The sequence below is a fragment of the Pseudonocardia sp. genome (assembly GCF_025965585.1).
In the GTDB taxonomy this organism is placed as follows: Bacteria; Actinomycetota; Actinomycetes; order Mycobacteriales; family Pseudonocardiaceae; genus Pseudonocardia.
The window spans coordinates 42,927-54,987 of the sequence record NZ_JAOPWR010000408.1; the positions used below are offsets into that span (position 1 = coordinate 42,927).

At 72.5% G+C, this 12,061-nt stretch carries 12 protein-coding genes; 2 read left to right on the top strand and 10 right to left on the bottom strand.

Features of this window, described 5'->3' with window-relative positions:
- The first annotated feature begins 37 nt into the window (after nt 1-37).
- Nucleotides 38-1,771 (top strand): malto-oligosyltrehalose trehalohydrolase, encoded by a 1,734-nt coding sequence (gene treZ, locus JWR81_RS25305; protein ID WP_297658238.1) that lies wholly within the window; start codon nt 38-40, stop codon nt 1,769-1,771.
- Nucleotides 1,772-2,067: 296 nt separating this feature from the next.
- Here the strand turns inward: treZ and JWR81_RS25310 are convergent, their stop codons facing one another.
- Nucleotides 2,068-3,060 (bottom strand): malate dehydrogenase, encoded by a 993-nt coding sequence (locus JWR81_RS25310; protein ID WP_297658240.1) that lies wholly within the window; start codon nt 3,058-3,060, stop codon nt 2,068-2,070.
- 121 nt (nt 3,061-3,181) lie between these two features.
- On the opposite strand from JWR81_RS25310, the gene JWR81_RS25315 reads away from it, so the two are divergent.
- On the top strand, nt 3,182-3,604 hold the full coding sequence (locus JWR81_RS25315; RefSeq protein WP_297658242.1) for a hypothetical protein: 423 nt from the start codon (nt 3,182-3,184) through the stop codon (nt 3,602-3,604).
- A 144-nt stretch (nt 3,605-3,748) separates the two neighbouring features.
- Here the strand turns inward: JWR81_RS25315 and JWR81_RS25320 are convergent, their stop codons facing one another.
- The 9 genes from JWR81_RS25320 to lgt all read right to left on the bottom strand — a co-directional run bounded on the left by JWR81_RS25320 (nt 3,749) and on the right by lgt (nt 12,033).
- On the bottom strand, nt 3,749-4,858 hold the full coding sequence (locus tag JWR81_RS25320) for a homoserine O-acetyltransferase (protein ID WP_297658244.1): 1,110 nt from the start codon (nt 4,856-4,858) through the stop codon (nt 3,749-3,751).
- On the bottom strand, nt 4,855-5,340 hold the full coding sequence (locus JWR81_RS25325; protein ID WP_297658246.1) for a CoA-binding protein: 486 nt from the start codon (nt 5,338-5,340) through the stop codon (nt 4,855-4,857). Before JWR81_RS25325 ends, JWR81_RS25320 begins: the two co-directional genes overlap by 4 nt.
- Nucleotides 5,337-6,632 (bottom strand): O-acetylhomoserine aminocarboxypropyltransferase/cysteine synthase family protein, encoded by a 1,296-nt coding sequence (locus tag JWR81_RS25330; protein WP_297658248.1) that lies wholly within the window; start codon nt 6,630-6,632, stop codon nt 5,337-5,339. Before JWR81_RS25330 ends, JWR81_RS25325 begins: the two co-directional genes overlap by 4 nt.
- A gap of 43 nt (nt 6,633-6,675) precedes the next feature.
- The gene (locus JWR81_RS25335) at nt 6,676-7,200 is read right to left on the bottom strand and encodes an OsmC family protein (RefSeq protein WP_297658251.1); all 525 of its coding nucleotides are present in this window, start codon (nt 7,198-7,200) and stop codon (nt 6,676-6,678) included.
- Between the two features lie 163 nt (nt 7,201-7,363).
- Nucleotides 7,364-8,266: an acyl-CoA thioesterase II gene (locus JWR81_RS25340; protein WP_297658257.1), complete on the bottom strand. Its 903-nt coding sequence runs from the start codon at nt 8,264-8,266 to the stop codon at nt 7,364-7,366.
- Nucleotides 8,267-8,321: 55 nt separating this feature from the next.
- Nucleotides 8,322-8,879, bottom strand: a complete 558-nt coding sequence (locus tag JWR81_RS25345; protein WP_367278849.1) for an N-acetyltransferase family protein — start codon at nt 8,877-8,879, stop codon at nt 8,322-8,324.
- Nucleotides 8,876-10,291: a pyruvate kinase gene (gene pyk / locus JWR81_RS25350; RefSeq protein WP_297658260.1), complete on the bottom strand. Its 1,416-nt coding sequence runs from the start codon at nt 10,289-10,291 to the stop codon at nt 8,876-8,878. The genes JWR81_RS25345 and pyk overlap by 4 nt, the downstream gene beginning before the upstream one ends.
- A 54-nt stretch (nt 10,292-10,345) precedes the next feature.
- Nucleotides 10,346-10,981 (bottom strand): DUF2461 domain-containing protein, encoded by a 636-nt coding sequence (locus tag JWR81_RS25355; protein WP_297658272.1) that lies wholly within the window; start codon nt 10,979-10,981, stop codon nt 10,346-10,348.
- A gap of 11 nt (nt 10,982-10,992) precedes the next feature.
- Complete coding sequence (lgt, locus tag JWR81_RS25360; protein WP_297658279.1) at nt 10,993-12,033, bottom strand: prolipoprotein diacylglyceryl transferase; 1,041 nt, start codon at nt 12,031-12,033, stop codon at nt 10,993-10,995.
- Between the last annotated feature and the right edge of the window lie 28 nt (nt 12,034-12,061).

Sequence of the window (12,061 nt, forward strand, 5' to 3'; positions counted from 1 at the left end):
CTCGGCGGAACGGGGCCGCACCCGGCAGGATCCCCCGGTGACCGATTTCGCCGTATGGGCGCCAGAGCGTGACCATGTCCGGGTGCTGGTCGACGGGTCGCCGCACCCCATGACCCGCAACGGGGCCGGCTGGTGGCGGGCCACCGTCGACGCGGGCCCCGGCACCGCCTACGCCTACCTCCTCGACGACGACGAGACCCCGCTCCCCGACCCGCGTTCCCGCTGGCAGCCCGCCGGCGTGCACGGCGCCAGCCGTGTCTACGACGAGCAGGGCTTCTTCTGGACCGACCGCTCCTGGACCGGCAGGCAGCTCCCCGGCAGCGTGCTCTACGAGCTCCACATCGGCACGTTCACCCCGGCCGGCACGTTCGACTCGGCGATCGAGCGGCTCGACCACCTCGCGCAGCTCGGCGTCGACCTCGTCGAGGTGCTGCCCGTCAACGCCGTGGACGGGCCGCGCAACTGGGGCTACGACGGCGTCGGCTGGTACGCGGTCACCGAGAACTACGGCGGCCCGGACGGCTTCAAGCGCTTCGTCGACGCCTGCCACGCCCGCGACATGGGCGTGGTGCTCGACGTCGTCTACAACCACCTGGGCCCGTCGGGCGCCTACCTGGACCGGTTCGGCCCCTACTTCGCCGGCTCGAACATCTGGGGCCCGACGGTCAACCTCGACGGCGCGCAGTCCGAGCCGGTGCGCCGCTACATCATCGACAACGCGCTGATGTGGCTGCGCGACTTCCACGTCGACGGGCTGCGCCTCGACGCCGTGCACGCGCTGCGCGACACCCGCGCCACCCACGTGCTGGAGCAGCTGGCCGTCGAGGTGGAGTCGCTGTCCACGCACGTGGGACGGCCGCTGTCGCTCATCGCGGAGTCCGACCTCAACGACCCGAAGCTCGTCACGGCCCGCGAGGGTGGCGGCTACGGCCTGCACGCCCAGTGGACCGACGACATCCACCACAGCCTGCACTCCACGCTCACGGGCGAGGGACAGGGCTACTACGCCGACTTCGCCGCAGCCGGGCTCACCGGCCTCGCGCATGTGTTCACGCGCGCGTTCCTGCACGAGGGCACGTGGTCGAGCTTCCGGCAGCGCAACCACGGCGCGCCCGTCGACACGCGGCGAATCCCGGGCCACCGGTTCCTGGCCTACCTGCAGAACCACGACCAGATCGGCAACCGCGCCACCGGCGACCGGCTCACCCGGACCCTCTCGCCCGGTCTCCTCGCGTGCGGGGCCGCGCTGGTGCTCTGCTCGCCGTTCACGCCGATGCTGTTCATGGGCGAGGAGTGGGGTGCACGCACCCCGTGGCAGTTCTTCTCCTACTTCCCCGATCCCGACCTGCGCGAGGCCGTCCGCAAGGGCCGCACCGCCGAGTTCGCCGAGCACGGCTGGGGCGACGTCGAGGTGCCCGATCCCAACGCCGAGAGCACCTTCGAGGACTCCAAGCTCGACTGGGACGAGCCCAGCCAGGAGCCGCACGCCACGCTGCTGGCGGTGTACCGCGAGCTGATCGCGCTGCGGAAGGCGTGGCCGGAGCTGTCCGACCCGTGGCTGGACGAGGTGGAGATCGACATCGACGACGAGGCCCGCACCGTGGTGCTGCACCGCGGGCGGCTGCGGGTCGCGGTCAACCTCGGCACCGAGACCGCGGCGCTGACCGTCGGCCCGATCAGCCGGATCCTGCTGGCCACCGAGCCGGTCGTGGGCGAGGACGACGCGCTCGCGCTGCCGGCGGAGTCGTTCGCGATCGTGCAGCTGGCCTGACGCCACCCCGATCCGCGCGCCGTTTCGCGTCCTCGCACCGTCCACGGAGGGTGCGAGGACGCGAAATCGCGCGCAGATCGGGGGTGTGGCCCGGTACGCCAGTCCATGATGCGGGCGGCGGTGCTGCAGGGCCAGGACGCGAAGGCGGCGCTGACCGCGGCGCCGACGAAGGCGGACGGCGAGATCGCGGCGTACGACCAGGCACTGGGTACAACCAGGCACTGGGCAGCTGATCCCACGAACGACGAAGGGCCGCTCCCCCGTGCGGGAAGCGGCCCTTGTCGTGTGCTCGGAGGTCAGAGCAGTCCGAGGCCCTTCACGGCCTCGCGCTCCTCGGTGAGCTCCTTGACCGACGCGTCGATGCGCTCACGCGAGAACTCGTTGATGTCCAGTCCCTGGACGATCTTCCACTCGCCGTTCTCGGACGTGACCGGGAAGCTGGAGATGATGCCCTCGGGCACGCCGTACGAGCCATCGGAGGGGATGGCCGCGGAGACCCACTCGCCCTCGGGGGTGCCGTTGAACCAGTCGTAGACGTGGTCGATGGCCGCGTTGGCCGCCGACGCGACCGACGAGCCGCCGCGCACCTCGATGATCTCGGCGCCGCGCTTGGCCACGCGCGGGATGAACTCGTCGCGCAGCCAGGACTCCTCGACCTGCTCGGCGGCGATCTTGCCGTTGACCTCGGCGTGGTAGAGGTCCGGGTACTGGGTGGCGGAGTGGTTGCCCCAGATCGTCAGCTTGTGGATCTCGGTGACCGGCACCGACAGCTTCTCGGCGAGCTGGCCGACCGCGCGGTTGTGGTCGAGGCGGGTCATCGCGGTGAAGCGCTCGGCCGGCACGTCGGGCGCGGCGGACGAGGCGATCAGCGCGTTGGTGTTGGCCGGGTTGCCGACCACCAGCACGCGGATGTCGTCGGCGGCACCGGCGTTGATCGCGCGGCCCTGCGGGGCGAAGATGCCGCCGTTGGCCTCGAGGAGGTCGCCGCGCTCCATGCCCTTCGTGCGCGGGCGGGCGCCGACGAGCAGGCCGACGTTCGCACCGTCGAAGGCCTTGGTGGCGTCGTCGGTGATGTCGACGCCCGTGAGCAGCGGGAACGCGGAGTCCTGGAGCTCCAGCGCGACGCCCTCGGCGGCCTTCACCGCCTGCGGGATCTCCAGCAGGCGCAGGCGGACGGGGGTGTCCTTCCCGAGCAGCTGGCCGGATGCGATCCGGAAGAGCAGCGCGTAGCCGATCTGGCCCGCTGCTCCGGTGACGGTGACGGTTACAGGTGTGGTCGACGCAGACACAAGGCGGAGGCTAGCCCTAGCGCGCGACGGATGCCGCGATGGGGAGCACACTGAACCGTGGGAGTGCCCAGCGCCACAGTGCTCGCCGGTGGTGCGGCAGCTCGGTCGCTACCGTGCGACCGTGGGGAACCCGGACGAGCGCGAGCCCGACCCGCCGTCGTGGGCCGGTGCCCCCGCCTATATGCCGCATCCCGAGCTGCCGCCGCACGCCCCGATGCCGGGCGCGCCGCCGTATCCCGCGAACACCGACCACCCGCCGCCCCCGGTGAACGGGGCGCCCGCCCGCACCGGGTTCCTGTCGACGCTGGCCGCTGCGGCGGCCTGGGCCCTGGTCGACCTGCTGCTGGTGCTGCTGGTGCTCGGCCTGCCGACGGGGGCCACGGCTGTCCGGCTCGCGGCCGGACTGGTGGTGACGGTGCTGGTCACGGCCGTGGGCGTGTGGCTGGTCGCCCGCCGGCGGGCGTGGGGGTTCGGGTTGCTGCTGCTGGCCACCGCGCCGGTGTTCTGGATCCTCCGCGCGATCGTGACTGCACTGCTGGGCTGAGCTCCCGGCGACGACCACAGCGCAGGCGGCGGCCCGGCTGCGGCGGCCCGGCGGCGGCGCTACCGGGCCGGTTCTGGCGCTCCGGCAGGTATTCGGCCGTCGCGGCGCCCGCGATTGCTGCCGGACCGGCAGACGGGCCGGGCGCTACTCCGCGAGCGCGCGCCTCAGCACCGCCCCGACCTGTTCGGTCTCCACCAGGAAGCCGTCATGGCCGCGGTCGCTCGTCACCACGTCCAGCTCCACGCCGAGGGCGTCGGCCAGCTCCCGCTGCTGGTGCAGGGGGTAGAGCCGGTCGGTGTCGACGCCGACGACGGTGGCCCGGGCGGTGACGCCCGCCAGAGCCGCCGCCGTACCGCCGCGACCGCGGCCGACCTCGTGGCTGTTCATCGCAAGGTTCAGGGCCACGTAGCTGCCGGCGTCGAAGCGGGCGATGAGGCCGTCCGCGGCGTGCTCGAGGTAGCTCTCGACGGCGAACAGGCCGCCGCGCAGCGGGTCCGACCCGTCCTGAGGGGCGCGCCCGAACCGGTCGTCCACCTCGCTGGCGGTGCGGTAGCTCAGGTGTGCGATCCGCCGTCCGATGCTCAGGCCGGTGTCGGGGCTGACGCCGTGGACCGCGTAGTCGCCGCCGTGCCAGAGCGGGTCGGCGCGCACGGCGTCGACCTGGATGCGGCACAGCCCCACCTGGTCGGCGCTGGCCTCGGCCGCGGACGCCAGCACGATCATGCGTTCCACGCGTTCGGGCCTCGCCACCGCCCACTCCAGCGCCCGCATCCCGCCCATCGAGCCGCCGACGACCGCGGCCCAGCGGTCGACGCCGAGCGCGTCGGCCAGCGGGATCTCGGCGGCGACCTGGTCGCGGATGGTGGTCAGCGGCCAGCGGCTCCCCCACGCCCGGCCGTCCTCGGCGAGCGACGAGGGGCCGGTGCTGCCCTGGCAGCCGCCGATCACGTTGGTGCAGACGACGAACCAGCGGTCGGTGTCGATGGCGCCGCCCGGCCCGACGACGTCCGCCCACCATCCCGCGGTCAGGTGCCCGTCGCCCTCGGGGCCGACGACGTGGCTGTCGCCCGAGAGCGCGTGCTGGATCAGCACGGCGTTGTCACCGGTGAACGTGCCCCACGTCTCGTAGGCGATGCGGACGGCAGGCAGGTGGCCGCCCAGCTCGAGGTCGAGCGGACCGATGTCGAGAAAGCGCCGGTTCCCGGCGGGGTCACCCTCGTGCCACGCCCCCCGCCGCGTGACGACCGCGGTCACCGCTCCCGCCTGCGCGAGCTGATCACACCCGTGTCGAAACCCGCCAGGTGCAGGCCGCCGTGGAAGCGGGCGTGCTCGACCTTGAGGCAGCGGTCCATCACGACCTGCAGCCCGGCCGCCTCCGCGCGCCGGGCGACGACCTCGTCGACGAGACCGAACTGGAGCCAGAAGGTCTGCACCCCCGCCGGGAGGGCCAGCACGTCGTCGAGGACGGCGGGCAGGTCCTCCTTGCGGCGGAACACGTCGACGAGATCGGGGACGACGGGCAGGTCGGCCAGCGACTTGTACACCGGCCGGCCGAGGATCTCGGTGGCGTTGGGGTTGACGAAGTACACGTCGTAGCTCGTGCTCGCCAGCAGGTAGGTGCCGACGAAGTTGCTGGCCCGCGCCGGGTTGGGCGAGGCGCCGACCATCGCGACCGTGCGCGTCTCCCGGAGGATCTTCTGCCGCGCCGTCGCGGACGGGTTCTCCCAGCTGCTCATGAGCCGGTCTTCGACGCCGCGGCGAGCGCCTGGTCGAGGTCCCACAGGATGTCGTCCACGTCCTCGAGCCCGACGCTGATGCGCACGAGGTCCTCCGGCACGCCGGCGTCGCGCAGCTGCTCGGTGGTGAGCTGCTGGTGGGTGGTGGAGCCGGGGTGCAGCACGAGCGTGCGGACGTCGCCGATGTTGGCGAGGTGGCTGCACAGCTGCACCGACTCGATGAACCTCTGCCCGGCCTCGCGGCCGCCCTTCACCCCGAACGAGAAGACGGCACCGGGGCCCTGCGGCAGGTACTTCTGGGCGAGTGCGTGGTCGGGGTGGTCGGGCAGGCCCGCCCACCGCACGTAGGAGACCCGGGAGTCGGCGTGCAGCCATTCGGCGACGGCGCGGGCGTTCGCCACGTGGGCCTCCATCCGCTGCGGCAGCGTCTCCACGCCCTGCAGCAGCAGGAACGCGCTGTGCGCCGACAGCGACGCGCCCACATCGCGCAGCTGCTCGGCGCGGAGCTTGGTGAGGAAGCCGAACTCCTGGAAGTTGCCCCACCAGTTGAGGCCGCCGTAGGACGGGATCGGCTCGGTCATCTGCGGGAAGTGGCCGTTGCCCCAGTCGAAGCGCCCAGACTCGATCACCACACCACCGAGCGTGGTGCCGTGGCCGCCGAGGAACTTGGTGGCGGAGTGGATCACGATGTCGGCGCCGTGCTCGATGGGGCGGCACAGGTACGGAGTGGCCATCGTGGCGTCGACGATCAGCGGGAGCCCCGCGGCGTGCGCGACGTCGGCGAGCCCGCTGATGTCGGCCACCGCGCCGGACGGGTTGGACACGACCTCGGCGAACACGAGCTTCGTGGCCGGTGTGATGGCCGCGGCGAAGTCGGCGGGGTTCCCACCCGGGACGAACGAGGTGTCCACACCGAACCGGCGCAGCGTGACGTCGAGCTGGGTGATGGTGCCGCCGTAGAGGCCGGCCGCGGCGACGATGTGGTCGCCGGCACCCGCGAGGCAGGCGAACGTGAGGAACTCCGCGGCCTGGCCGCTGCTCGTGGCGACCGCGCCGATGCCGCCCTCGAGGCTCGCGAGCCGCTCCTCCAGCACCGAGACCGTCGGGTTGGCGATCCGGCTGTAGATCAGCCCGTACTTCTGCAGTGCGAACAGGCTCGCGGCGTCGGTGGTGTCCTCGAACACGAAGCTCGTGGACTGGTAGATCGGGGTGGCTCGGGCGCCGGTGGCCGCGTCGGGCACCGCCCCCGCGTGCACGGCGCGCGTGCGGAATCCCCAGCTGCGGTCGGACATGCGCTCCATCCTGCCTCGTCGTGATCCGCCGGGCCCGCCCGGCTCAGCCCGTCACGAGCGTGGTGGTCACCGGTGTGGTGTTGCGGAGGAGGTCGAGCACCGGGCAGTGGGCGTCCACCGCTGCGGCGAGCTCCTCGTACCGCTCCGGGTCGGCCGGGCCCGACAGCGTCACCCGCACGCGGACCTCGCCGAAGCCCGGGCGCACGGCGTCGTCCAACCCGTAGAAGCCGCGGACGTCGAGGTCGCCCTCGACGTCGACGGCGATGTCGTCGAGCGGGACGCCGAGCTTGGCCGCCCAGATCCGATAGGTCACGACCTGGCAGGACAGCAGCCCGGCGAGCGCGTTCTCGACGGGGTTGGGTGCCTCGTCGGCACCGCCGAGAGCGGGCGGCTCGTCGACGACGACGGTGTGGCGGCCGATCCGGATCTCCGAGCGGACGCCGTCACCACCGGTGCCGGTGGCGCTGAACACCACGCCGGCGAGGTCGGGATCGTCGGCCACCTTCGCCTCCGCGGCGTCGACGATGGCGCGCAGGGCGTCGTTGCGGGTGGTGGTGGAGGTGGACACGGGAGAGCTCCGGGGTCTGCTGGGGTCAGGGCCGGCGGGGGCCCGGACAGGCGCCGCTGCAGACGACGAGGAAGTCGACGTGCCGGCGGCGCACGAGGATCGGCAGCACCGGCATGCGTTCCTTCCTACGCGCCCGGGACCCCCGCGTCGAGTGTGGATCATCTCACCGGGGCAGGCGCACGAGCCCCTCCTGGACCGTGGTGGCGATGAGCGTGCCGTCCGCGGTGGTGAACGTGCCCGTGGCGAGCCCGCGCGACCCCGACGCCGTGGGCGAGTAGCAGGTGTAGAGCAGCCACTCGTCGGCGCGGAAGGGGCGGTGGAACCACATCGCGTGGTCCAGGCTCGCCATCTGCACCTGCGCGGTGGCCAGGTCGTGGCGGGCGATCACCGAGCCCAGGAGCGTCAGGTCGCTGGCGTAGGTGAGCATGCAGACGTGCAGCAGCCGGTCGTCGGGCAAGGTGCCGTCGGCCCGCATCCACACCCGCGTCGGTCCGTCGGAGGCCCTGCGCGTCGACGACCACACGGGCTCGTCGACGAACCGCATGTCGATGGGACGCGGGACGCGGTCGAGCCACCCGGACTCGCCACCGGCCGCCATCCGCTCCGTGAAGCTCGGCAGGGACTCCGGATCGGGGACGTCGACAGGCCCGGGCTCGGAGTGCTCGATCCCGTCCTGACGCTGCTGGAACGACGCCGACAGCGAGAAGATCGCCTCGCCGTGCTGGATCGCCATCACCCGCCGCGTGGTGAACGAGCGCCCGTCGCGCACGCGCTCGGCCTCGTAGACGATCGGCACCCGCGGGTCACCCGGGCGGATGAAGTAGGCGTGCAGCGAGTGGACCTCGCGGTCGTCCGGCACCGTCCGGCCGGCGGCGACCAGCGCCTGCCCCGCCACCTGGCCGCCGAAGACCCGCGTGGGGCTGTGCGGCGGGCTGACCCCGCGGAACAGGTTGACCTCGAGCTGCTCGAGGTCCAGCAGCGTCACCAGCTCGTCGAGGGCGACCTGCCCGTGCGGCTGGTCGTCGGCGGCGGCGTCGGTCGACGCGGGGGTGCTCACGCCGTGCATCCTGTCAAACCCCGGTGAGGGAACGGCAGCGAACCGCCGCCCCGTGAGATGTCACTCAGGCCTGTACGGGGCCCGCCCACTCGCGGTCACGCTCCCCGAGCCGGAGCAGCCACAGCTCCTCCTCCACCGCCGGGTTGCTCGGCAGCCGCTGGCGGCGGCCCGTCGGAGCGAAGCCGGCCCGCGTGTACGCCCGGGCGGCGGGATCGTTGCCGTCGACCACCCAGAGCGTGATCTCACGCGCCCCGTCGGCGACGGCCCACTCCCGGACTGCGCCGATCAGCTCCCCTGCCGCCCCGCGGCCGCGCAGCGAGGGGTGCACCCACATGGAGATCAGGTCGCGGCGGTCGGGGAGCCCGTCGAACGAGGTGGCCCCGGCGACGAGCCCGTGGCGGTCCACGGCGAACCAGGCGAACCGCCCGACGCGCGCCTCCCACTGCTCCGCGGTGTCGTCGCGCTCGCGCTCATGGGTGGACGCGAACGCGTGCGGCGCCTCGAGCAGCGCGGCCAGCCGGACGTCGCGGAGCAGCTCCCCGTCGCCCGGCCCGAGCCTGCGGACCGGGCCCGGTGCGGATCCGCTCAGTGCAGGTCCCTCGACCCTGCGGGCAGGTCTCAGTCCTCCTCACCCAGGCGGTGCACCCGGATGAGGTTGGTGGAGCCGGCGGTGCCGGGGGGCGAGCCCGCGACGACGACCACGAGGTCGCCGGGCTGGAAGCGCTCGATGGAGAGCATCGCGTGGTCGACCTGGCGGACCATGGCGTCGGTGGACTCCACGAAGTCCACCAGGAACGTCTCGACGCCCCAGCTCATCGCGAGCTGGCTGCGCACCTCGGGCGTGGGCGTGAACGCCAGCAGCGGCAGGCGCGTGTGCAGTCGGGCGAGGCGGCGGACCGTGTCGCCGGACTGCGTGAACGCCACGATCGCGCGTGCCGAGAGCCGCTCGCCGATGTCGCGGGCGGCATAGGAGAGCACCCCGCGCTTGGTGCGGGGCACGTGGTTGAGCGGCGGGACGTTGACCGGCCCGTCCTCGACGGCCTCGATGATCTGCGCCATCGTGCGGACGGTCTTGATCGGGTAGCGGCCGACGCCCGTCTCGCCCGACAGCATCACGGCGTCGGCGCCGTCGAGCACGGCGTTGGCGACGTCGGAGGCCTCCGCGCGCGTCGGGCGCGAGTTGGTGATCATCGACTCGAGCATCTGCGTGGCCACGATGACCGGCTTGGCGTTCTCGCGCGCGATCTGGATGGCGCGCTTCTGCACCAGCGGCACGTGCTCCAGCGGCAGCTCGACGCCCAGGTCGCCGCGGGCGACCATCACGCCGTCGAACGCCAGGACGATGGCCTCGAGGTTGTCGACCGCCTCGGGCTTCTCCAGCTTCGCGACGACGGGCAGCCGCGCGCCCTTGCCGTCCATGATCTTGTGGACGAGGTCGATGTCCGCGGGGCTGCGCACGAACGACAGCGCCACGACGTCGACACGCAGGTCGAGCGCGAACTCCAGGTCGGCGATGTCCTTCTCGCTCATCGCCGGCACCGAGACGTTCATGCCGGGCAGCGAGAGGCCCTTGTTGTCGCTGACCGGGCCGCCCTCGGTGACGCGGCAGACCACGTCCAGACCGTCGACCGAGGTGACGCGCAGGCCGACCTTGCCGTCGTCGACGAGCAGCCGGTCGTCCGGACGGGCGTCGACGGCGAGGCCCTTGTACGTGGTGGAGACGCGGTCGTGGGTGCCCGCCACGTCCTCGACGGTGATGCGCACCTCCTCGCCGGTGCGCCACTCGACGGGCCCGGTGGCGAAGCGACCGAGGCGGATCTTGGGGCCCTGCAGGTCGGCGAGGATGCCGACGGCACGGCCCTCGACGTCGGCGGCCTGGCGGACCATCTCGTAGACGCGCTTGTGGTCGTCGCGGTTGCCGTGGCTGAAGTTCAGCCGCGCGACGTCCATGCCGGCCTGCACCAGCTCGCGGATGCGATCCGGAGTGGCTGTTGCCGGCCCGATGGTGCAGACGATCTTGGTACGACGGCTCACGAGGACGAGTCTAGCGCGGCTTCTGGAACGATCAGGAAGCAGATGGGCGAACGTTCAGCGACGGGGCTGGTCGCTCGGGCCGACGTGATCGGACAACCACTCGACAACCGGTCCGAGCGCCCGCCATGCCGCGACCACGCGGTCGACGCAGCCCGGCTCGTGCAGCGTGTCGTCGGGCGGCCAGGTGCGCGAGCCGAACAGGGACTTGTGGCGCAGCAGGTCGATCCGCGGGTGCTCGGGATCGAATCCCCGCGGCCGGGTCTTGAGCATCTCGCCCCGGACCACGACGTCGTCACCGATCGCGGCGAGCCGTTTCTGCAGGTCGACGCCACGGCGGTCGTCGTCGACGGCGGTGCGGAAGCGCGCCACCTGGTCCGACGCCATCCGGTAGTAGCCGCCGGCGGCCATCAGGCCCTCCGCGCCGACCTGCACATAGAACGGACCGACGGTGGCGCCGCAGTGGGTCTTGTACGGGGTCTTGTCCTTCGAGAAGCGCACGTCACGGTAGGGCCGGAAGATCTTGCCCCGGCCGAACTCAGGCTCGAGCGCCGCGAGCAGCGCCTCCATGGGCTCGCGGACGTCGGCCTCGTAGACGGCACGTTGATCGGTCCAGTACGCCTTGGAGTTGTCGACCTCGAGGCCGTCGTAGAACTCGACGGCGCCCTCGCCGAACCCCCTGAAGCCGGTCACAGCGGAGCCCGTCACGGGGTGCGGTCGCCCGCGGTGCCCGCCGTCTCCTCCGGCGCCTGCTGCTCCAGGTCGACGGGCTCGGCGGCGGCCGGGGTGTCCTCGGTGGCGGTGGGAGCGGCATCAGCGTCCGCGTCCGCGTCGGCGTCGGCGTCGGCGTCGGCGGGACCGTCCATCGGGGCCGCGGCGGGGCCCGTCAGCACCTCGCGGGGCTTGCGCACCACCGCGATGTAGACGACCGCGCCGATGAACACGACGGCCGCGACCAGCACGTTGATCCGGACGCCGAACACGTGCGTGGCGTAGTCCGAGCGCATCTGCTCGATGAAGAAGCGGCCGAACGTGTAGCCGGCCACGTAGAGGGCGAAGGCGCGGCCGTGGCCGAGCTTGAAGCGCCGGTCGGCCCAGACGACCAGGCCCGCGACCAGCAGGTTCCAGATCAGCTCGTACAGGAACGTGGGCTGCACGATCGCGATCGGTGTCCTGTCCAGCGCGATGCCCCCGAGGGAGTCGGGGACGCCGGTGGTGGGATCGACCCTGCGGTAGATCTCCAGGCCCCACGGCAACGTCGTGGGGTCGCCGTAGAGCTCCTGGTTGAAGTAGTTGCCCAGGCGCCCGACGGCCTGCGCCACGACGATGCCGGGCGCCACGGCGTCGGCGAAGAATGTCAGAGGCACGCCCCGGCGGCGGCAGCCGATCCAAGCGCCGACCCCGCCGAGCGCGACGGCGCCCCAGATCCCGAGGCCGCCCTGCCAGATCTTCAGCGCGCCGATCGGGTCGCCGCCGGGGCCGAAGTAGGTCTGCCAGTCGGTGGCGACGTGGTAGAGGCGGCCGCCGACCAGGCCGAACGGCACCGCGAACACCGCGATGTCGGTGACCGTGCCCTGCTGGCCACCGCGCGCGACGAACCGTCGCTCGCCCCACACCACGGCGATGACGATGCCCAGGATGATGAAGAGCGCGTAGGCGCGGATCGGGATCGGGCCGAGGTACCACACCCCCCGGTCCGGGCTCGGGATGTAGGCCAGCAGGGAGGTGACGACGGCGGAGCTCACGCCGCCACGGTAGCGCCACGGCCGTGGG

Coding starts and splice junctions, on each gene's coding strand:
- JWR81_RS25330 (WP_297658248.1), bottom strand. CDS start 6,632: ATGTCCGACCGCAGCTGGGGATTCCGCACGCGCGCCGTGCACGCGGGG.
- JWR81_RS25325 (WP_297658246.1), bottom strand. CDS start 5,340: ATGAGCAGCTGGGAGAACCCGTCCGCGACGGCGCGGCAGAAGATCCTC.
- JWR81_RS25340 (WP_297658257.1), bottom strand. CDS start 8,266: ATGCACGGCGTGAGCACCCCCGCGTCGACCGACGCCGCCGCCGACGAC.